Here is a 20,602-nt window from a genome sequence, read left to right as displayed (position 1 = left end):
AGAGAGGAGCAGTTGTGCGCGGCTGATGGAATTTGCCGCGCACTGCAGGAGCGAGATGGCCGCATCCGTGCTGCTCGCGGTCCTTGGCGCGACGTGCGGGATGATCCCCTACTTCGCCGCGTCGGACGTCATCGTGCGCATCTGCGCCGGTGAACCAGAGCTTGGCCCCGTTGCCGCGGATAGCGCCATAGCGCTTGCGGGATACTTCGGCAGCGTGTGGCTGGGCACCCTGTCCACCGTCGTCTCTCACAGAAGCGCCTATACCGTGCTGCGCAATGTGCGCATGGCGCTCGCCGACAAGCTCTCGCGCGTGCCTCTGGGCGTAATCACAGGAAGGCCCTCGGGGAGTTTCAAGACGCTGATCATGGACACGGTGGAGAAGCTCGAGTTGCCTCTCGCACACATGATTCCAGAGCTCACCGCCAATCTGCTCGTGCCCATTCTGATATTCGCCTACATGTTCTACCTGGACTGGCGCATCGCGCTTGCCTCGCTCGCCACCTTTCCCCTGGGGATCGTGTGCTACATGGGCATGCTCAAGGACTACGAGGCGCGCTACGCGCGCGTGCTGGTGGCCAACAAGAACATGGACGCCGCTATAGTCGAGTACGTCGGCGGCATCCGGGTTATCAAGACGTTCAACCAGAACGCCCGCTCGTATGGGAAGTACGTGGATGCCGTAGAGGAGAACAGAGACGCCAAGGCCACCTGGTTCGCGCAGACGAACAAGTACTACGTGCCGGGTGTGGTTGTCACGCCGGCATCGCTGCTGAGCGTGCTGCCGCTGGGCGCCTACCTGTACATGACCGGCGGCATGGCCGCCTCCACCCTCATCACCTGCATCATCCTATCGCTCGGCATGGTCAAACCCCTCATCCAGGCATTGCGCTATACCGACAGCCTGGCCGTGGTCGACTCGACCGTGAAAGAGGTGTCATCGCTGCTCGAAATCGAGGAGATGGACAGGCCCAGCACACCCGTCGAGATTCCGGATTGCCGCATCGCATTCGACCATGTGTCGTTCGGATACGGCAGCGTCGAAGTGCTTCACGATGTGACGTTTGCGGCTGCACCCAGGGGTATTACCGCGCTGGTGGGACCGAGCGGATCGGGGAAGTCGACCGTGGCGCGCCTCATCGCATCGTTCTGGGAGGCGAGCGGGGGCACCGTGTCCATCGGCGGTGTAGATGTCCGCACAATGCCGCTCGACCAGGTGATGGATACCGTCTCGTACGTGACCCAGGACAACTATCTGTTCAATGCGTCCCTCGCGGACAACATTCGCATGGGTCGGCCCGATGCGACCGACGAGGAGGTGCGCGAGGCGGCGCGCAAAGCCCGCTGCCATGATTTCATATCCGAACTGCCCGACGGCTATGCCACGCGTGCGGGAGATGCGGGCGGCCGCCTGTCGGGCGGAGAGCGCCAGCGCGTGGCCATCGCGCGCGCCATCCTGAAGGACAGCCCTATCGTACTGCTGGATGAGGCCACCGCCTTCACGGACCCGGAGAACGAGGTGGCTATCCAGCACTCCATATCCGAGCTCGTTGAGGACAAGGTTCTCATCGTCATTGCGCACCACCTGTCCACCATCGTGAATGCGAGCACCATCATCGTCCTCGACGACGGCAGGGTGAGCGCCCAGGGCACGCATGCGGAACTGTTCGAAAGCAGCCCGCTCTATCGCAGCCTCTGGGAGGCCCAGAGCGATACCTGTGACGAGGAATGCGCGGTAAAGGCATGATACGGATCACCAAAAGACTCCTCGCATTCTCCGGAACACAGAGGAAGTCGCTGCTCCTTTCGTTCTTATTCACTATTCTGAACGCATTCTTCGAGATCCTGCCCCTGCTCGCCGTGCTTGCGGTGCTGATGGAGACGCTTGACGGACTTGCGGGCAGGCCCCTCACGACAACGCCCATATGGGCATCGCTCGGCATCATGATTGTCGCCATCATCGGGCAGATAGTATCCACGAACCTCGCGTCGTCCCGCCGTGTCTTCGGAAGCTTCGCGATGTGCGCGCAGAAGAGACTCGAGATAGGCGAGCGACTCAAGCGCGTGCTCATGGGTTACTTCGACGAGAAGCGCCTGGGCGATATCACCGCAGCGGCAACGACGACCCTCGACGACGTGGAGACCAACGCCGTGACCGTGATGGAGATCCTGGCCGGCGGTTTCCTCCAGGCCGTGGTGATCTCCGTCTGGCTGCTAGCCTATGAGTGGCGCATCGGACTGCTCGCACTTGCCGGACTCGCCGCAGCCATGCTGGTTTACATGCTGACACAGCGCGTCGGCGACGCCTATTCCCCGCGTCGTCAGGCAGCGCAGGCGACCCTCGTCGCATCGGTCCTCGAGCATATCCAGGGCATGGCGGTTGTGAAGGCGTTCGGACTGGGCACGCGCACGAATCGCATGATCGACGATGCGATCGCCGAAAGCTCGGCCGCCAACATTGCACTGGAACGCGCCTTTTCCAGCGTTTCCTCCGTCTATCAGACGGTATTTCGCATCATTCGCTCGGCATTCCTCATCGTGACGCCCTACCTGTTGTTAGGCGGAGAAGTCTCACCTGAAAAATGCCTCCTCCTCATCGTGGCCAGCTTCATGGTGTATTCCGCCGCCGAAGTCGCCGGCTCCGTGGCCTCTCTCGCGCGTGTCATAGACGTGTCGCTCGACCGCATAGATGACGTCATGCGCATGCCGCTCATCGACGAAGACGGTACGAATATTGTACCGGAAACGTTCGACGTCTCCGTCGAAAACGTCACCTTCTCTTACTCCCCGGGCGAAAAGGTCATAGACAACGTGAGCTTCGCAGTCCCGCAGGGAACGACCTGCGCCATCGTGGGGCTGTCAGGATCCGGGAAAACCACGCTGTGCAGCCTGATCGCACGCTTCTGGGACGTGGACGAGGGGCGGATCGCCTTGGGCGGGGTGGACGTGCGCGATTATACGTGCGACAGCCTGCTGGCAAATTTCGCCATCGTCTTCCAGGACGTCTACCTGTTCAACGACACAGTGGAGGACAACATCCGTTTCGGGCGACCGGACGCGACCGACGAAGAGGTGCGCGAGGCGGCGCGCAGAGCCCGCTGCCACACGTTCATCTCGCAACTGCCAGACGGCTACAAGACCATGGTGGGAGAAGGCGGCGCGTCGCTTTCCGGAGGAGAGAAGCAGCGCATATCCATCGCCCGCGCGCTGCTCAAGGACGCCCCCCTCGTGATTCTCGACGAAGCGACGGCCAGCGTGGACCCCGAGAACGAGCGGGAGCTTCAGCGCGCGATCGCCGAACTCACGCGCGACAAGACCATCATCATGATCGCACATCATCTGTCCACCGTGCGCGACGCCGAGCGCATCATCGTGCTTGACGAGGGCCGCATCGCGCAAAGCGGCACGCATGCCGAGCTCATGGCTCAGCAGGGGCTATACCGCCGCCTCGTCGAGACGCGCCAAAGCGCCATCGGCTGGACGATTCCCAGTTGAGCAGTCGCACTCAAACACAGTATCCATACCCGAGAGGAAGGGCATTACATGGACAACGGCAAATGGACGATCAAGGACGTCATCTCCACGCTGCTCATCTCCATGTTGATGATCGTCATCCAGTTCGTGATCAACCTCGTATGCATGCCCAACGATTTCGTGAGCATGGTGCTGTCGACAGCGTTCACCGCGTTCGTCTGCGGCGTGGTGTATATGCTCCTGGCGACGCGCGTGGGCAAGCACGGCTGTACGCTCATCTACACCACGATGCTGGGCCTCGTGTACCTGATATCAGGAAACTGGTACCTGACCCCGTGGTTCATCCTCGTAGGCGTCATCTGCGAGTTCATCCTGATCAAGAAGGGCTCGTATCAGAACACGAAGAAGGTCATCGCCTCGTGGTCCGTCAACGGGCTTCTGCATCAAGGCACCAACTTCCTTCCCATCCTGTTCTTCTGGGATACGTACTACGCCTTCGCCATGCAATCGGGAATGGAGCAGAGCTACGTGGACTCCTACCTGTACTACTACACCACCCCGTTCTGGATCGCGTTCATCGTGATCCTCACCCTGGTCCTGGCGTTTCTCGGAGCGCTTGTCGGCACAAGGCTTATAAACAAGCATTTCAGGAAGGCGGGTGTGCTGTAAAGTGTCGGACGGCCGTTCGTTGAAGGTCCCTGTCAAGCTCTGCGCGTTCTCATGCGTGCTGGCATGCTCGACGCTGACGAACAACCCGGTCATGCTCTGCCTCCCCACGCTGCTCTCGCTGCTCTACGTGGCAATGCAGGGCAGGGAGCGCTTGGCCCTGTCCTTTGCGGCGGCCTATGCCGTGATCGCATTCGTGCTCTGCCTGATCCGGTTCCACGGTTTGCACATGATCGTGTTCTCGGAATTCCATGTCCTCCTGCTGTGGAGCATGTCACCCGTCATCGTGACGGGATGGGACCTCATCACCACCCCGTCGGGCGATCTTTCCTCATTCCTCTCCAAGCTGCGCGCGCCCGTGCCCCTCATCCTGGGGGTGCTCGTCGCGTTCCGCTTCTTCCCCACCATGGCGGCCGAACTCTCGAGCATCGTGCAGTCTATGCGCAACCGGGCTCTCACCACTCCCGCGCGCATGATTACCCACCCCGCCGCGAGCGGCGAGTACGTCATCGTGCCCCTTATGCTGCGATGCCTACAGATAGCCGACCAGCTCACCGTGTCCGCCGTCGCGCGCGGAGCAGAAAGAAACGGCATCCGGAGCAGCTATTACGGACGCTCGTATGCGGCAAGGGACTGGATCTGGCTCGCTGTGTGGATAGCGGGAACCGTCGCGTTCCTTCTCGTGGCGGGGGCGAAACCATGATTCGTCTCGAACACGTTTCGTTCCGTTACGAGGGCGGTGGCTATGGCGTCACCGACATCAACCTGCATGTGTTTCAGGGCGAGTGCGTGGTGCTCTGCGGCGCATCGGGCTGCGGGAAGACCACGGCGACGCGGCTGATGAACGGTCTTGCGCCCCGTTTCTACCGAGGGGGGTTCGAAGGCTCCGTTGCAGTCGGCGGCAAAGAGGTGTCCAGCATCCCCTCATGGGAGGTGAGCGCACGCGTGGGCAGCGTATTCCAGGATCCCACCAGCCAGTTCTTCTCGTCGGAGTTGCCCGGCGAAGTGGCTTTCGCCTGCGAGAACCTGGGAATGCACCGGAACGAAGTGCGCCGCCGCACCGATGCCTCCATCGCCGAGATGGCGCTCGAATGCGTTCGTGACCATCCGCTCGACGTGCTCTCGAGCGGCGAAAAGCAGCGGGTCGCCATCGCCTCGGTCTACGCCCCGGCGCCGAAGACTCTCATATTCGACGAACCCACCGCGAACCTTGACGCCGAAGGCGCGCACCGACTCGCACGCATCGTGAGGCATTTCAAAGATGAAGGGGTCACCCAGGTCATCGCCGAGCATCGCCTCGCCTGGCTCGACGGTGTAGCTGATCGCTACGTATACCTAGAGGACGGACGCATTCTGGAGGAGTTCACGCCCGATACCATGCGTTCGATGGGCGCGGGTGAGCGCCGACGGCGCGGCCTGCGCTCGCCAACGCCCGTATGCAAGCCCGAGTTGCCCCCTCCGCGCGGCGAGAGCCCCTCGATACATACGGCGGAGCTCTCGTGCACGCGAAGCAAACGGATTATTTGGAAGGGGCTCAACCTCCGCTTCTATCCAGGTTGCGTGACCGCCATCACGGGAAGTAACGGCGTAGGGAAGACGACTCTCGGAACAATCCTCGCGGGGCTTTCGCGCCCTAGCGGAGGGACCGTCTTCGTAGGGGGAAAGAAACTGCACGGCGCGCAGCGGCGCAAGTCCGTGTGGTTCTGCTCGAATGACACCGGCACGCAATTCTTCACGAACTCGGTGGCAGACGAGCTGCTTCTGGACGCGGAACTGACCGACGAGACCATGGGACGCACGCGTGCGTTGCTCCAGCGACTGGGGCTCTACGAGTTCAGGGAAGCCCACCCCGCAGCCCTCTCGGGAGGCCAGCGCCAGCGGCTCGCCATTGCCTGCGCTCTGCTCTCGAATCGCAAAGTGCTCATATTCGATGAACCGACAAGCGGGTTGGACGATACGAACATGAAAATCGTCGCCCAGGAGCTCGCCGCGGCCGCAAGAGCGGATAGAAGCATCCTGGTCATCACGCATGACGACGAGTTCATGACCGCATGCTGTGATAGTGAGTATTGCCTCGACGGCCCCTGATGCGGCCGACAGGGCGAGTATTTTCCGGTTCTTCGTACCCGACGTGGGACGACCACGGTGTCAGCGGCGGGCGTGTTGAGGGGCGGGCGGGGCCGAGGTCGAAGCCTTTGTCGGATGCTATTCGACGTGTGCATGCCGAACTCGGTTTTGCTGACGAACCCAGGGCGATGCATCGATCCGACCATCGCCCGAATTTGGGAGTTATCCACAGATCGGAAGGGGGGGGCTTGTGGCGCGTCGGAGTCGACTGATAGTTTCCAGCAGGACAGTCAAACGCTTGACATGCCCGGAAGGAGGGGAGTGGACATGGATACCGGCCCGTCATCTGCGGCTGTGGATACGCATGTCGCGTGGATCCGAGAGCGCCTCTCCGCACGCGGAATCGACCCCTACGCCCAGCCCTCCCTCACTGCCGAGGTCATTGACGAGGCGCTCGACGCGCTCAGCGGACCCCTGCCCCCGCAGGTCCGCGACGATCGCGCGAGGGAACTCATGGCGGAGGTGGCAGGGCTCGGACCGCTCCAGCCGTTCCTCGACGACCCGGATGTGGAGGAGATCTGGCTCAACTCCCCACATAACGTCTTCGTCGCCCGCAATGGCGTCGCAGAGCTGACGACGGCGATCCTCGACGACCAGCAGGTGCGCGACCTCGTCGAGAGGATGCTCCTGTATTCGGGTCGGCGCCTCGACCTGTCCTCCCCCTTCGTCGATGCGATGCTGCGCGGAGGCGAGCGCCTCCACGTCGTGATCCCACCGGTGGCGGGCAAGCACTGGTCGGTCAATATTCGCAAGCACATTCACAGGGCGCGTTCCCTCAATGACCTCGTCGAGTCGGGGATGGTGCCGGGGACGGTCGCCCGATTCCTCAAAGCCAGTATCGCAGCGGGACTGTCGATCGTCGTGTCAGGGGCGACCCAGGCGGGCAAGACGACACTGCTGCGCGCCCTCGCCGGAGAGATCCCCAGGTCTCGCCGTGTCATTTCCTGCGAAGAGGTCTTCGAATTGGGGCTGACGAATCGTGACGGCGTCGCCCTGCAGACCAGGCCCGGCAACATCGAGGGCCGCGGAGAGGTCACCTTGCGCGACCTCGTCCGTGAGACGCTGCGCATGCGCCCCGAATGCATCATCGTCGGAGAGGTGCGCGGTGCCGAAGCCCTCGACCTCCTTCTCGCCCTCAACGCGGGCGTCCCCGGCATGGCGACGGTCCACGCGAATTCCGCGAGGGAGGCGCTGGCGAAGCTCACCATGCTGCCGCTGCTGGCGGGAGAGAACGTCACCACTGCATTCGTAGTCCCCACTCTCGCCTCCAGTGTCGACATCGTCTGCCACGTTGAGCGCGATGGGGCGGGGCGCAGGCGCCTCACGGAGGTCGTATCCCTGCCCGGGCGAGTGGAGGGTCAGCACATCGAAGTGTCGGAGCTGTGGACCATGGATGGGAACAGGCTGGTGCGCGGAGCAGGCGGAATGGAACTCCACGAACGCTTCGCAATCGCCGACTTCGATTTGGCGGGCCTGCTCGCAGGGGGCACGTGATGGCTCCCGTATTCGTCGGGCTCCTCTTCGGAGTCGGTGTCCTCCTCGTTGCATCCCCCATTATCGGTGTGCCCCGCCTGGGGATGCGCACTCCGCGGTGGCTGCTCACGTGGCGCGACCTCGTGACGCGCTCCCAGCTGTCGGGATTGACCGTCGGGCGCCTCGTCGGCATCTCAGTCGGTGCAGCATTCGCCACCTTCATCGTAGTCTTCGTCTTCACATCCGTCCTCGTCGTGTCCGCGATGATCGCGTTGATCGTCCTGCCGCTGCCGAATCTGTTCGTCGCCTCCCAGGCGCGCACCCGCGTCAAAGAGTCCCGCGGTGCATGGCCGGAGGTCATCGACTCCCTCGTGTCCGGTGTGCGCGCGGGCGCCGGCCTTCCCGAGCTCCTGTCCGACGTGGGCGAGGAGGGCCCCGAGCCGCTGCGACCGGCCTTCAGGGCTTTCACTGCCGACTACCAGGCGCAGGGCCGCTTCGACGTCGCACTCGATCGCCTCAAGGATCGACTCGCCGACCCGATCGCTGACAGGATCATCGAGGCGCTCAGGCTCGCCCGCGACGTGGGCGGAGCGGATCTGTCGATCCTCCTGCGCGACCTCGGGTCGCTGCTCCGCGAGGACGCGCGAGTCCGCGGCGAATTGGAGGCCCGCCAGTCGTGGACGGTGAACGCCGCGCGCCTCGCCGTCATCGCGCCGTGGATCGTCCTCGTCATGATCTCCGCCCAGCCGCAGGCCGCGAATGTGTGGAACAGCGCAGAAGGCGTGACGGTCCTCATCTGCGGGGCCGCCGCCTGCATCATCGCCTACCTCCTCATGCAGTATCTGGGGCGGCTCAGTACCGATCCGAGGACGATGCGATGAGCGTCGACGCGTTCCTCGCCTCCGCCGCCGTCACCGGGTGCCTCGGCGCCGGGGGACTGCTCATGGTTCATGCCGCTTGGCGCTTGCGCCGTCCCACCTTCGCGCAGCGAGTCGCAGCAGGGCGCGTCGCCGCCCCCTCATCGCGGGCGGCTCGAGACAGTGGGTGGATGCTCCGAGCACTCGAGTCCATCGGGTCGACGACCTCGTCGGTGGAGCGCAGGCTCATCCTTCTCGGTGCGGAGACTGATATGGCGGCGTTCCGCCTCCACCAAGTCGCCACCGGAATCGGGCTCACCGCGATCGCCCTTCTCATCGGCGCGCCGCTCGCGGTGGGTAGGGGAGTGCAGGGCGTGTTCGTGCTCCTGCTCATTTCCATTATCGGGTTCATCGGCGGTCTCGGCGCGTGGGACAGGCTCTTGACCCACCGATCTGGCACGCGCCAGCGCCGCATCGACATGGAAGTGCCTGACATGTCGGAACTCCTCGCGCTCGCCGTGGGTGCAGGCGAGTCCATTCCGGCGGCCCTCGAACGCGTCGCACAGATCTCGTCGACGGATCTGAACGGGGAAGTCGCCAAGACCGTGTCCGAGATCCGCCTGGGTGCCTCGTCGACGAAGGCGCTCGCCGACTTGGCGGATCGCAATGACTCTCCGTCACTCGACCGACTCTGTCAGACCCTCATCACTGCGATCGAGAGGGGCGCCCCCCTCGCCAGGGTGCTCCACGATCAAGCGCGCGATATCCGCGAGGCGTCGCGCCAACGCCTCATGGAGGAGGGCGGCAAGAGAGAGATCGCCATGCTCGTGCCCGTCGTTTTCCTCATCCTGCCCGTCACGGTGCTCTTCGCCCTCTATCCCGGCCTCATGGCCCTCGATATCGCCCCGTAACCGCGGGTGCCCGATGCCGACCTCGATTACCAGCCCCCACTGATAAGGACATGACCATGGATTCCCTCACACGATTCGCGATCGTCGCCCTGCTGTCCATCCGCGACTCCTTCATCGCCCCGCACGACAACTCCGAACGCGGCGATGTCCCCGGATGGGTGCTCATCACCCTGATGACGGCGGCCCTCGTCGTCCTCATCTGGGGCGTCGCCTCTCAACGCCTCGTCGAGGTCTTCAATCGGGCGATCGACTCCCTGTCGGGGATCTGAGTGTCCATGAGCACCGGGACGGATGCGCGAACGCCCCACACGCAGGTCGGACGCGCCGACTCTACGTACCGGTCGGCAACGGCGGGGGAGGAGGGGGCGGAGGTCGTGTCCTACGTCCTCGTCCAGGCGATGGTCCTCATCGTCGTCCTCGCAGTCTTGCAACTCGGTTTCGCCCTCCACATCCGCAATATGACGATTGCCGCTGCGAGTGAGGGAGCGCGCCGCGGAGCGATGCTTGCGGGCAGTGATGCATCCGCGATCGAGCGGACGGAGTCGATGCTGGACTCCATATGGGGGTCGGCTCGTGAGCGCACGATTGAGACCGGCCGCACGCAAATTTCGGGGCGAGAGGTCCTCGTCGTGACGGTAACGACCGATCTGCCAGTCCTCGCATCCTGGGGGCCCACGTGGCTGACCGTTACCGGCAGCGCTGTCGTCGAGGCGGAATCATGATGGAGTGCAGGAGCAACCGGTGGAGCGATGACCGGGGCGAGGCGACGGTGGAGTTCATTGGACTCGTCGCGGTCCTCGTGATCCCCATCGTCTACCTCGTCGTCGCCCTCGCCCAGATCCAGGCGGGGCTCTTCGCCGTCGAAGCGGGGGCGCGCGAGGCGGCGCGCGTGTTAGCGGAGGACCCAGGGGCCTCGCAGACGGCCGCGGCGCAGGTGGAGTGCGCATTCTCCGACTTCCACGTGCACGGGTCGCCGTCGATCCACACCGACTGCCAGGTGTGTGAAGGACTGGACCGCGATGTCAGGGTGACGGTGTCTACGTCAATCCCTCTGCCGCTCATCCCGCGCTGGTTCTCCGATCGTGCGGCCTTCCCGGTGTCGGCGGCGTCGATGTCGCGAGTCGAACAGGTGAACCTCAATGAGTAACAACAGGTACGCCCCGCCTCGCGACGAGGCCGATCTGCGGTGTGAGGAGGGACGGATCGGCGTCCTCATGGCGGCGTGCCTCATGCTCGTCACCGTATTCGTCCTCGTGTCCTCAGCGCTGACGGCGGTGGCGATTGAGGACCGCAGGCTCGTGTCCTGCGCGGATCGCGTGGCATCGGGCGTTGCGGGTCTCGTCTCCGGGCCGTCGCTGTACGCTACCGGAGGGGATTCACAGGGGACATCGCAGGTGCAGGCGGAGTATGAGGCGCCGCGCGTGCTGGAATCCCTGCGCACTTCGACGTGCCGGGTCGGGCGCGGGGCGGAATTGGAGTCGGTGTCCGTGGGGGGCCAGTGGGTCCGCGTCGAGGTGAGCGCCCGCGCCGTCTTCCCTTTCATTCCCGTCATTGCGGCTGATCTCGCGGCTCCGACTCTGGTGCGCGAATCGATCTCGCAGGTAGGCGCACGCTCATAAAGAGTCAAGAGTGCGTAAAGGGTAAGTCAAAATCAGATTACTTGGGTTTTAGTGAATGGTGAAGCATGGCCAGAATATGAAAGGCATAGGGTGTGATCGCCAAGTAATGCCAATATTTTAGTCATGAGCACTCTTGATTTGGAACGCCTCTCAGACGTTCTCCGCCCCGTGTATCAGGCGGTCCTCGACCGCGACCCCGAACAGTCTGAATTCCACCAGGCCGTCTACGAGGTCCTCCTCACGATCGCGCCCTTGGTTGAGCGCAAGCCTCAGTACGCCGACCTCGCGATCTTCGATCGTGTCATCGAGCCGGAGCGCCAGCTCATGTTCCGTGTTCCCTGGACCGATGACGAGGGACGAGTCCACGTCAATCGTGGATACCGCGTCGAATTCAACTCGGCGATCGGCCCCTACAAGGGAGGTTTGCGCTTCCACCCCTCGGTCAACCTGTCCATCATCAAGTTCCTCGGTTTCGAGCAGATTTTCAAGAATGCTCTGACGGGTCTGCCCATTGGCGGCGGCAAGGGCGGCTCCGACTTCAACCCCAAGGGCAAGTCCGACGCGGAGATCATGCGTTTCTGCCAGTCTCTCATGACTGAACTCTCCCGCCACATCGGCCCCGATACCGACGTCCCTGCAGGCGACATCGGCGTGGGCGGACGCGAGATCGGATACCTCTTCGGCCAGTACAAGCGCATCACCAACCGCTACGACGCCGGAGTTCTCACGGGTAAGGGACTCAACTGGGGAGGCTCCTTCGCGCGTACCGAGGCGACGGGCTACGGCCTCGTCTACTTCGCTGAAGAGATGCTCAAGACGAAGGGCCAGTCCTTCGACGGTCTGCGCGTCGTCGTCTCCGGATCCGGAAATGTCGCAATCTACGCGACGGAGAAGGTTCAGCAGCTCGGCGGCACCGTTGTCGCAGTCTCCGACTCCTCCGGTTACGTCGTCGACGAGGCCGGTATCGACGTCGCACTGCTCAAGGACATCAAAGAGGTGCGCCGCGGACGCGTCGCTGACTACGCGAATGAGCGATCCTCCGCGCGTTTCGTCTTCGACGGCTCCATCTGGGACGTCCCCTGCGATGTGGCGCTGCCTTGTGCGACCCAGAACGAGTTGCCCCTCGCAGGCGTCAACACCCTCATCAAGAACGGTGTGAGACTCGTCGCCGAGGGCGCGAACATGCCGACCACTCCCGACGCGATCGAAGCCCTGCAGGCCGCAGGCGTCGCCTATGCCCCGGGCAAGGCGTCGAACGCGGGCGGCGTCGCCACCTCGGCCCTTGAGATGCAGCAGAACTCCGGGCGCACCCAGTGGGCCTTCGAGGAGACCGACTCCAAGCTCCACCGGATCATGGTGAATATTCACGCTCAAGCGGTCGCGACCGCTGAGGAGTACGGCGTCCCCGGCGACTACGTCGCAGGTGCGAACCTCGCCGGCTTCATCAAGGTCGCCGACACGATGATCGATCTCGGCGTCATCTGATCCGAGACCTCGACGCGGGGTGAGCCGGGCGGCCCTCAGGGGCCGCCCGGCTCCACGCGGATGCGTCTGCATGCCCCGACTGCGGGTCGAGCCGATGCGTCAGGGCGGCTGCGAAGAGCGCGCCTGCGCTAGTGTGATCCACAGAATCCTATCGGCGGAAGGCGATGATGGTGGGCTGGTGGTTCGCAGCGGGCGCCTTTGCGGTGGCGCTCCTCGGCGCCGCCCTCGCTGTTACCACCTGGAGGGCGCTGCAGCGCACGAGATCCGAACTTCAGCGCGTGCGCGAACTCCACGAGGAGAGGATCAAGCGTCCGGGCGTCCTCTTCCACGAACTGCGCACGCCCCTGACCGTCGTGCGAGGCGCGGCCGAATTGCTCCTCGACGAGAGCGCGGGCCCCCTCAATCCCGTCCAACGCAAATTCGCCAAGACCATCGCGGAGAACTCCAATCAGGTCATCGAGATGGCGGACGACCTCTTGGCGGAGATCCGACTGGAGTCGGAACTGTTCAAACTCAGGCTCGACAGGGTCGAGATCCGTGAACTTGTCCGCAGGAACGTCGTCCAGATGAGGCGCTTCCACTCCTGCCCGATCACACTCGACAATCATGGTGCCCCCATCCACATGTACGCCGATCCGAGACTCTTGGGGCAGGCCATCGCCAATGTCGTCAATAATGCGGCGCGCCATGCCGGTGACGGGGCATCGATCCTCGTCGCGGTCGCCGACTCCGATGAGGATGTCACGATCTGTGTGAGCGACGACGGGACAGGGATGACCCGGGAGGAGCGCGACAGGCTCTTCATCCCCTTCGCGACGGGCGGCTCGCTGCGACCGGGCACCGGGCTCGGATTGATGATTACTCAAAAGGTCCTCGAACTACATGGTGGCCGGATCCTCGTCGACACGATTCAGACGAAGGGAACGACCTTCTACCTCACGCTCCCGCGCCGATGGCGAGCGAACCCGAATGAAAGGAGCGAGCAGGATGAGCAGTGACGAGACGATCCACGACTCGCCGAGGGCACTGGTCGTCGACGATGAGCCGCAGATCCTCATGATCATGCAATTCGCCCTCGAAACGGAGGGATTCTGCGTCACAACGGCGAGCGACGGCGCTCGCGCCTGGGAGCACTTCTCCACAACCGAATTCGACCTCGTGGTCCTCGATCTCATGGTTCCCGTCGTCGGAGGACTCGCACTGACCGAGAGGATCAGGGCCGTCTCCGATGTGCCGATCATGATGATCACCGCGCTGTCGGAGGAAGCGGACAGAGTTAGGGGCTTCGAACTCGGCGCCGACGACTACGTGACCAAGCCCTTCAGCCCCCGTGAATTCACCTTGAGGGCGAAGGCGCTCGTCCGCCGGTGGAGAGGACGCTCCCGCACGACGGTGCACACTGGAGCGCTCAGCGTCGACACGGTTGAGCACCGGGTGTCCATGGAGGGGCGTCTCATCGACATGCCCGCCACCGAGGTCCGCTTCCTCGAAGCCCTCGCCATGCATATCGGCGAGGCCGTAAGCTACCGCGAGTTGCTCAACCAGGTGTGGGCGACCCACGAGCTCTCCGGGGCTAAGGACATGATCAAGATGACCGCGTATCGAGTCCGTCAAGCCCTCGGCGACCGGGGGAGGACCTACGTTCAATCGGTGCGCGGCGTCGGGTACACGATGCCGAGGCTCGACTCGCAACGGTAACCGGAGAGTTACCCGGCGTTACTCATAGCGGATGCGCGAGGGCCGATCGACGGGGAAGCATGGAAGGGCACCGGGATCGACGCCGATCCTGAGCCTCATCCTCGTTCGATTCGAAGGAGAATCCCAATGACGAAGAGATATCTGCTGCCCATCGCAGGAATCGCCGCTATCAGCATGTTCGCCCTCAGCGCGTGCATCGTCCCCGAGGAGCAGAGCGGGGGGAGTGCGGACCCAGGCTCACAGTCCCTCACCGTCGCATGCGGCGCGATGGAAGACCTGTGCCAGAAGTGGACCGACGAGTTCTCCGCAGCGACCGGGATCAAGACCACCTACGTCCGCCTCTCCTCGGGCGAGACCGTTGCGCGCCTCGACTCGGCCAAGGGGAACCCCGAGTTCGACGTCTGGCACGGCGGGCCCGTCGACGGATACGGCGCCGCAGTCGAAAAGGACCTCATTGAGGCCTACGAGTCGCCCTCGGCCGCCGACATCCCCGACAAGTACAAGGACCCCGATCACCATTGGACGGGTGTGTACGTGGGCGTCCTCGGCTTCTGCTCGAACCAGGCTGTCCTTGATCAGCTCGGCGTCGATGTTCCGGATTCGTGGGACGACCTGCTCGACCCCGCCCTGAAGGGGCAGGTCTCCACCGCCCACCCCTCGACTTCGGGCACCGCGTTCACGACGCTGTGGACCCAAGTCGTCTTGCGGGGCGGCGAGGACGGCGCCTTGGACTACATGAAGCAGATGCACAACAATGTCCTGCAGTACACCAAGTCCGGCACGGCGCCCGGACAGATCGCCGGCCGCGGGGAGGTGGGCGTGGGCTTAGTCTTCTCCCACGACTGCGTGAAGTACCGCGATGAGGGCATGAAGGACCTCGTCGTGTCCTTCCCCAGGGAGGGCACCGGCTACGAGATCGGAGGGGTCGCCCTTATCAAGAACTCCAAGAACTCCGAGGCCGCGAAGAAGTACATTGACTGGGCGATCTCCGCCGACGCCCAGAACATCGGCCAGACCGTCGGCTCTAACCAGGTGCTGACGAACCCGAAGGCGACTGCCAACGACAAGATGGTCAAACTCGACGAGGTCAACCTGATCGACTACGACTTCGCAGCAGCATCCGCCGCCAAGTCGGGACTGACATCCCGCTTCGACGAGGAAATCGCCGCGCAGCCGCGCGAGTGATCCCCCATCCGGTTCCCAACGCGCGCCGGGAACCGGATCCCACCCCGGCCCGTTGACGCGCATCGGGCCGGGGCATGCTCCCTCCTGTCGAATAGAACGGATCCCCTATGTCTTCCGATATCGCCACGCGCGACGTAGCGCGCACACCGGCGAAGAGTCGAACCAGGGTTCGTCAAGACCCCGTCACGGTCCTCATCGTCGCCGCAGTCGCCTTCGTCCTCTTCCTCCTCGTCCTCCTGCCGCTCGGAACCATCCTGGCGAGGGCATTCTCCCCGGACGGGACCCATGTCCTCACCGGGATCATGTCAACGACCACGAACCGGACGATTATCATCAATACCGTCGTCCTCGGCTGCGTCGTCGGCCTCATCGGCACGCTCGCCGGATTCTTCCTCGCCTATGTCCAGGCCAGAGTCGACATCCCCGGCAAGAAGCTCCTCCACCTCATCTGCCTCATCCCCATCGTGTCGCCCCCCTTCGCCGTCGCAACGGCATCGATCACCCTTTTCGGACGCAATGGGATCGTCTCCACGCAGCTGCTCGGACAACAGTGGAATATCTACGGCCTGTCGGGCCTCACCCTGGTGCTCTCCCTGTCGTTCTTCCCCGTCGCGTACATGAACATGCTCGGCATGCTGCGCAATCTCGACCCGGCGATGGAGGAGGCTGCCGCCTCCCTCGGCGCATCGCAGTGGACTGTTTTCCGCACCGTCACCCTGCCCATGCTCATCCCGGGCTTCGCCGCCTCCTTCCTCCTCCTCTTCGTCGAGGCCATTGCGGACCTGGCGAACCCACTCGTCATCGGAGGCGACTTCACGGTGCTCGCTTCGCGCGCCTATATCGCCGTCAATGGCGAGTACAATACGGCGGCGGGCAGCGCCTACTCGCTGATCCTCCTCGTTCCCGCCTTGCTCGTCTTCCTCCTGCAGCGCTACTGGGCATCGCGATCCTCCGCGGTTACCGTGACCGGAAAACCGACGGGCAGGGTCAAGACGGTCTCCGCGAATATCGCGAGGATCCCGCTCGGAGTGGTCACCGCGATCCTCGCCGTGTTCATCGTGTCCATCTATGCGACTGTCATCGTCGGCGCCTTCGTCAACATCCTCGGCGTCGACAACACCTTCACGCTCAGCAACTTCCAGTACATCCTGTCCGGAATCGGCAATGACGCGATGATCGACACGACGATCCTCGCCCTCGTCGCCACCCCGATCGCGGGCGTCCTCGGCATGCTCGTCGCATGGCTGGTGGTCGTGCGGCTGCGGGCGACTGCGGGAGTCATGGACTTCCTCGGCATGCTCGGCCTGTCGGTTCCAGGAACGGTTCTCGGCATCGGCTACCTCATCACCTATAACAAGCCGTTCATCATCGGGCGCCTCCAACTGCTCCCCGCGCTCGCAGGCGGCTCCGCCGTCTTCGGCGGCGCGCTCGCGATTATCCTCGTCTACATCGCCCGCTCCATGCCGTCGGGGCAGCGTTCGGGCATTGCGAGCCTGCAGCAGATCGACAAGAGCATCGACGAGGCCTCGACGTCGTTGGGAGCCTCCGGGTTGCAGACCTTCGTCAAGGTGACGATGCCGCTCATCCGACCGGCGTTCATCGCGGGCCTCACCTACGCATTCGCGAGGTCGATGACGACGCTGTCGCCGATCGTGTTCATCACGACGCCCCACACCAAGATCATGACCTCGCAGATCCTCGCCGAGGTCGATGCGGGGCGCTTCGGCAACGCATTCGCCTTCTGCACGATCCTCATCATCATCGTCATGACCGTCATCGGCCTGACCAACCTGCTCGTGCGGGATAAGTCCATTACGGCCCAGACGGGCGCGGGCCTGTGAGCCCCGAGCAGTCCAAGGAGAACAACATGTCCACCGCACCAACCGCTTACGCGGCCACAACCCCCCAGCCCGGACGAGCCGATGATGCGGCGACGGGCAGCCTCTCGCTCGTCGAACTGACGAAGACCTTCGGTAATACTCAGAATCCCGTGACCGCCGTCGATCACATCAATCTTGACATCCTGCCCGGCGAGTTCATCACTCTGCTCGGACCGTCGGGGTGCGGGAAGACAACGACCCTGCGTATGATTGCGGGCTTCGAGGACGCGACCTCGGGCCAGGTGATGCTCGACGGGGAGAACATGGTGAGTGTTCCGCCGAACAAGCGCCCCATGTCGATGGTCTTCCAGTCCTACGCCCTCTTCCCGCACCTGTCGGTGCGAGAGAACGTCGCCTACGGGCTCAAACTCCAGCGCATGCCACGGGCCCAGCTCGACGAGGCCGTCGATGTTGCGCTCGCGGCGATGAACCTCACGGCGATGGCCGACCGCGCGCCCTCGCAACTGTCGGGCGGCCAGCAGCAGCGCGTCGCCCTCGCCCGCGCGATGGTCGTGCGCCCCAAGGTGCTGCTCTTCGACGAGCCGCTGTCGAACCTCGACGCGAAGCTGCGCGTCAAGATGCGCATCGAGATCCGCCGGATGCAAAAGCGCCTGGGCATCTCCTCTGTGTATGTCACGCACGACCAGTCGGAGGCGATGGCGATGTCCGATCGGATCGTCGTCATGAATGCGGGCCGTATCGAGCAGGTGGCGTCGCCCGCAGAGATCTACCTGCATCCCGCGTCCGTCTTCGTTGCGGACTTCGTCGGCCGTGCGAACTTCCTCAACACGGAGGTCGTGCAGGCGGGCGAGTCGGGGCCCGTGACGGTCAGGGCGCTGGGTGAGACGCTCGTCGTTGCCTGTGAGGAGGGCGCACGCCGCGCCGCAGCTCAGGGTGAGGACGTCGTGCTGATGGTGCGCCCCGAGTCCTTGCGCCTCGAACGCGTGGCCGAGGCGCAGCAAGCGCTGACCGGTTCCTTCGGTCAGATCGTAACGAGCGTCTTCTACGGGGAGACCGTCGAGTATGAGATCGAGACGGAGTTCGGGTCGATCGTCTGCGTCATGTCCGATCCTAAGAACGAGGATCTGTTCGAAGAGGGGCAGGTCGTGCGCGTGCAGATCGAGCAGGATAAGGCGTGGCTCCTCACATCGGGGGAGACGATGAGCGCCTGACGCTTGTACATGGGCCGGGCGGATGTGCATCGACGATGTGCTCCGCCCGGTTCGCTGTGTCCGGGTGTTGGAAACACAGGCTTGAACATGCTGTATATATGCGATATAAACAGTATGTGCACATCATTTTGTCCAGAACCTCGCAGGTCCCCATGTACGAGCAGATCTTCACCCAGATCCGCGACGCGATCTGGCGCGGCGAGTTGTCCCCGGGCGACTCCCTGCCCTCACTGCGTCAACTCGCCAGGGATCTCGAAGTCTCACTCATCACCACCACCCGCGCCTATAACGACCTGTCCGCCCAAGGGTTCATTGTGAACATCGCCGGTCGGGGCTCCGTCGTCCTCGCCCAAGACGAGGAGGAGACCCGCACGCGATTGCTCGCACAACTGGACTCGGGCATTGACGACGCGATAGCGATCGCCGACCTCGCGGGCCTCGACCTCGACGCATTCAACGAAAGGAGCGCACAGCGATGGACTCGCACGCACCGCTGAACGCCATCAGCTGCTCTGCCCTCGTACGCATCCAGGGAGGATTCACTCTCGGCCCGCTCGACTTCGCCGTTCCCTCGGGATACGTCACCGGATTCGTCGGTCCCAATGGAGCGGGCAAGACCACCACCCTCAAATCGATCCTCGGCCTCGTCAAGACGCATGCGGGAAGCATCTGCGTTCTCGGCGCGCCCGTCGGACAACGCCACGAGCGCATCGGCGTCGTCCTCGATTCGCTCGCCCTGCCCCATGAATGGACGGCGAAGACCGCCGCACGTACTCTCTCGCGCTTCTACCCGACCTGGGACCAGCGCTACTTCGACGAGCTCCTCGAGCGCCTGGACGTTCCCGCGACGGTCAAGGTTCACAACCTCTCGCGCGGCCAGTCGATCAAACTCCAACTCGCCCTCGCCTTCGCCCACCGACCCGAACTACTCATTCTCGACGAACCGACATCGGGAATGGATCCGGTCGCACGCCTCGACATTCTCGACCTCTTCCGCGAGTACATGGTCGATGAGCGGCGCACGCTGCTCTTCTCCACGCACATCACCTCCGACCTGGAACGGATTGCGGACCATCTCCACGTTATCGCCGCCGGACGCACATGCTATGCCGGACCGATGACGGCCCTGAGCGAACGCCTCGTCGTAGTGCGAGGCCCCCTCGCCTCGCTCAACGCGAAGGGGAGGGGCGTCGTTCACGGCCTGAGCGAACGCCACGGTGTCTTCGAGGGCGTCATTGACGTCGCGAATACCGCGCTCTTCGGCTCCGATGTCCTCGTCGAACCCGTCGGGCTCGATGAAGCGATCGCCGCGCTGACGCGCCGCCGCGAGAGAACGCCAAGCGCCGCATCACCCTTCGTCGCTGAACAGACGCTATGAGAGGAGAAGAACACCGATGACAACCCTTCTGCGCGTCGCATGCGCCGATATATCCGCCCACGCCCGCGACCTCCTCGCATTCGGGATCCTCGGGCTCGCCGTCGTCGTCCTCGCCGTCGGCATAAATGGGGCCGACAGCCTCGCCATAGTCCCCACAGTATTCACCTTCGTCGTCGCCTTCATGCCGTCTAGGCTCTTCGGGCAAGACGAGCGGTCGAACCTGCCGACGATGTTCTCCCTCCTGCCCGCCTCCCGCAGCGCATTCGTCGTCGCCAGATACCTACTGGTGGCGACCGCAGGCGCGATCGCCATTGCTCTCGGCCTGGCGATCCACGACCTCGGCACCAGGCTCCTGCTGCACTCGGGCGGGGAATCGTCATTCCCGGTGTTCGCCATTCTTGGCATCGCCTCGCTCGCCGTCTTCTCCGTCTGTGCTGTTCAGATGCCGTTCTTCTTCGGTTTCGGTGTCGGTCGCATGGGGACGGTCACCGTCATCATCCCCATGATATTGATATTCGGGGCGAGCGGCTTCATCAACAACTTCCCCGATCAGGCGGCCAGGATCACAGGCGCGCTCGATTCGGCGTGGACGCTGCCGGTGTGCCTCATCACCTCGGCGGGACTGCTCATCGTGTCCGCGTGCGCGTCAATCCCCCTATTCGCCCGCAGAGACCTGTAGG

Annotated in this window: 21 protein-coding genes; all 21 read left to right on the top strand. The window is 63.7% G+C overall.

Annotation, left to right across the window (positions count from 1 at the left end):
- The first annotated feature begins 55 nt into the window (after nucleotides 1-55).
- Nucleotides 56-1,744, top strand: a complete 1,689-nt coding sequence (locus BQ7471_RS00520; RefSeq protein ID WP_205408226.1) for an ABC transporter ATP-binding protein — start codon at nucleotides 56-58, stop codon at nucleotides 1,742-1,744.
- The gene (locus BQ7471_RS00515; RefSeq protein WP_205408225.1) at nucleotides 1,726-3,492 is read left to right on the top strand and encodes an ABC transporter ATP-binding protein; all 1,767 of its coding nucleotides are present in this window, start codon (nucleotides 1,726-1,728) and stop codon (nucleotides 3,490-3,492) included. The genes BQ7471_RS00520 and BQ7471_RS00515 overlap by 19 nt, the downstream gene beginning before the upstream one ends.
- A gap of 48 nt (nucleotides 3,493-3,540) precedes the next feature.
- Nucleotides 3,541-4,140 carry an MptD family putative ECF transporter S component gene (locus BQ7471_RS00510; RefSeq protein WP_076463399.1) on the top strand — a complete coding sequence of 200 codons (600 nt, stop codon included), beginning with the start codon at nucleotides 3,541-3,543 and terminating at the stop codon, nucleotides 4,138-4,140.
- The gene (locus BQ7471_RS00505) at nucleotides 4,130-4,840 is read left to right on the top strand and encodes an energy-coupling factor transporter transmembrane component T family protein (RefSeq protein ID WP_076463397.1); all 711 of its coding nucleotides are present in this window, start codon (nucleotides 4,130-4,132) and stop codon (nucleotides 4,838-4,840) included. Before BQ7471_RS00510 ends, BQ7471_RS00505 begins: the two co-directional genes overlap by 11 nt.
- The gene (locus tag BQ7471_RS00500) at nucleotides 4,837-6,225 is read left to right on the top strand and encodes an ABC transporter ATP-binding protein (RefSeq protein WP_076463395.1); all 1,389 of its coding nucleotides are present in this window, start codon (nucleotides 4,837-4,839) and stop codon (nucleotides 6,223-6,225) included. Before BQ7471_RS00505 ends, BQ7471_RS00500 begins: the two co-directional genes overlap by 4 nt.
- A gap of 306 nt (nucleotides 6,226-6,531) precedes the next feature.
- Nucleotides 6,532-7,758, top strand: a complete 1,227-nt coding sequence (locus BQ7471_RS00495) for a TadA family conjugal transfer-associated ATPase (RefSeq protein ID WP_076463394.1) — start codon at nucleotides 6,532-6,534, stop codon at nucleotides 7,756-7,758.
- Nucleotides 7,758-8,618, top strand: coding sequence for a type II secretion system F family protein (locus tag BQ7471_RS00490; RefSeq protein WP_076463392.1), 861 nt, complete (start codon nucleotides 7,758-7,760; stop codon nucleotides 8,616-8,618). Before BQ7471_RS00495 ends, BQ7471_RS00490 begins: the two co-directional genes overlap by 1 nt.
- On the top strand, nucleotides 8,615-9,505 hold the full coding sequence (locus tag BQ7471_RS00485) for a type II secretion system F family protein (protein WP_076463390.1): 891 nt from the start codon (nucleotides 8,615-8,617) through the stop codon (nucleotides 9,503-9,505). Before BQ7471_RS00490 ends, BQ7471_RS00485 begins: the two co-directional genes overlap by 4 nt.
- 56 nt (nucleotides 9,506-9,561) lie before the next feature.
- On the top strand, nucleotides 9,562-9,774 hold the full coding sequence (locus BQ7471_RS00480) for a hypothetical protein (RefSeq protein WP_076463389.1): 213 nt from the start codon (nucleotides 9,562-9,564) through the stop codon (nucleotides 9,772-9,774).
- 6 nt (nucleotides 9,775-9,780) lie between these two features.
- Nucleotides 9,781-10,227, top strand: coding sequence for a TadE family protein (locus tag BQ7471_RS00475; protein ID WP_129583287.1), 447 nt, complete (start codon nucleotides 9,781-9,783; stop codon nucleotides 10,225-10,227).
- Nucleotides 10,224-10,652, top strand: coding sequence for a hypothetical protein (locus BQ7471_RS00470; protein ID WP_129583286.1), 429 nt, complete (start codon nucleotides 10,224-10,226; stop codon nucleotides 10,650-10,652). The genes BQ7471_RS00475 and BQ7471_RS00470 overlap by 4 nt, the downstream gene beginning before the upstream one ends.
- Nucleotides 10,645-11,124 carry a hypothetical protein gene (locus BQ7471_RS00465; RefSeq protein ID WP_076463385.1) on the top strand — a complete coding sequence of 160 codons (480 nt, stop codon included), beginning with the start codon at nucleotides 10,645-10,647 and terminating at the stop codon, nucleotides 11,122-11,124. Before BQ7471_RS00470 ends, BQ7471_RS00465 begins: the two co-directional genes overlap by 8 nt.
- Before the next feature lie 123 nt (nucleotides 11,125-11,247).
- On the top strand, nucleotides 11,248-12,609 hold the full coding sequence (gdhA, locus tag BQ7471_RS00460) for an NADP-specific glutamate dehydrogenase (protein ID WP_076463382.1): 1,362 nt from the start codon (nucleotides 11,248-11,250) through the stop codon (nucleotides 12,607-12,609).
- Between the two features lie 164 nt (nucleotides 12,610-12,773).
- Nucleotides 12,774-13,607, top strand: coding sequence for a sensor histidine kinase (locus tag BQ7471_RS00455; RefSeq protein WP_162841038.1), 834 nt, complete (start codon nucleotides 12,774-12,776; stop codon nucleotides 13,605-13,607).
- Entirely contained in the window at nucleotides 13,597-14,307 is a 711-nt protein-coding gene (locus BQ7471_RS00450; protein WP_076463380.1) for a response regulator transcription factor, read from the top strand. Before BQ7471_RS00455 ends, BQ7471_RS00450 begins: the two co-directional genes overlap by 11 nt.
- A gap of 126 nt (nucleotides 14,308-14,433) precedes the next feature.
- Nucleotides 14,434-15,492: an ABC transporter substrate-binding protein gene (locus BQ7471_RS00445; RefSeq protein WP_076463378.1), complete on the top strand. Its 1,059-nt coding sequence runs from the start codon at nucleotides 14,434-14,436 to the stop codon at nucleotides 15,490-15,492.
- A gap of 107 nt (nucleotides 15,493-15,599) precedes the next feature.
- On the top strand, nucleotides 15,600-17,333 hold the full coding sequence (locus BQ7471_RS00440; protein WP_076463376.1) for an ABC transporter permease: 1,734 nt from the start codon (nucleotides 15,600-15,602) through the stop codon (nucleotides 17,331-17,333).
- 26 nt (nucleotides 17,334-17,359) lie between these two features.
- Nucleotides 17,360-18,544, top strand: a complete 1,185-nt coding sequence (locus BQ7471_RS00435; protein WP_083663158.1) for an ABC transporter ATP-binding protein — start codon at nucleotides 17,360-17,362, stop codon at nucleotides 18,542-18,544.
- Nucleotides 18,545-18,642: 98 nt separating this feature from the next.
- Nucleotides 18,643-19,041, top strand: a complete 399-nt coding sequence (locus BQ7471_RS00430; protein ID WP_076463375.1) for a GntR family transcriptional regulator — start codon at nucleotides 18,643-18,645, stop codon at nucleotides 19,039-19,041.
- Nucleotides 19,020-19,922, top strand: a complete 903-nt coding sequence (locus BQ7471_RS00425) for an ABC transporter ATP-binding protein (protein ID WP_076463373.1) — start codon at nucleotides 19,020-19,022, stop codon at nucleotides 19,920-19,922. Before BQ7471_RS00430 ends, BQ7471_RS00425 begins: the two co-directional genes overlap by 22 nt.
- 16 nt (nucleotides 19,923-19,938) lie before the next feature.
- Nucleotides 19,939-20,601 (top strand): ABC-2 transporter permease, encoded by a 663-nt coding sequence (locus BQ7471_RS00420; protein WP_076463372.1) that lies wholly within the window; start codon nucleotides 19,939-19,941, stop codon nucleotides 20,599-20,601.
- Nucleotide 20,602 lies beyond the last annotated feature (1 nt).

Source organism: Actinomyces mediterranea (genome assembly GCF_900155595.1).
GTDB classification, from domain to species: Bacteria; Actinomycetota; Actinomycetes; order Actinomycetales; family Actinomycetaceae; genus Pauljensenia; species Pauljensenia mediterranea.
The sequence above is the reverse complement of the archived record's forward strand: the minus strand, read 5'-3'. Positions and strand labels throughout refer to the sequence as shown.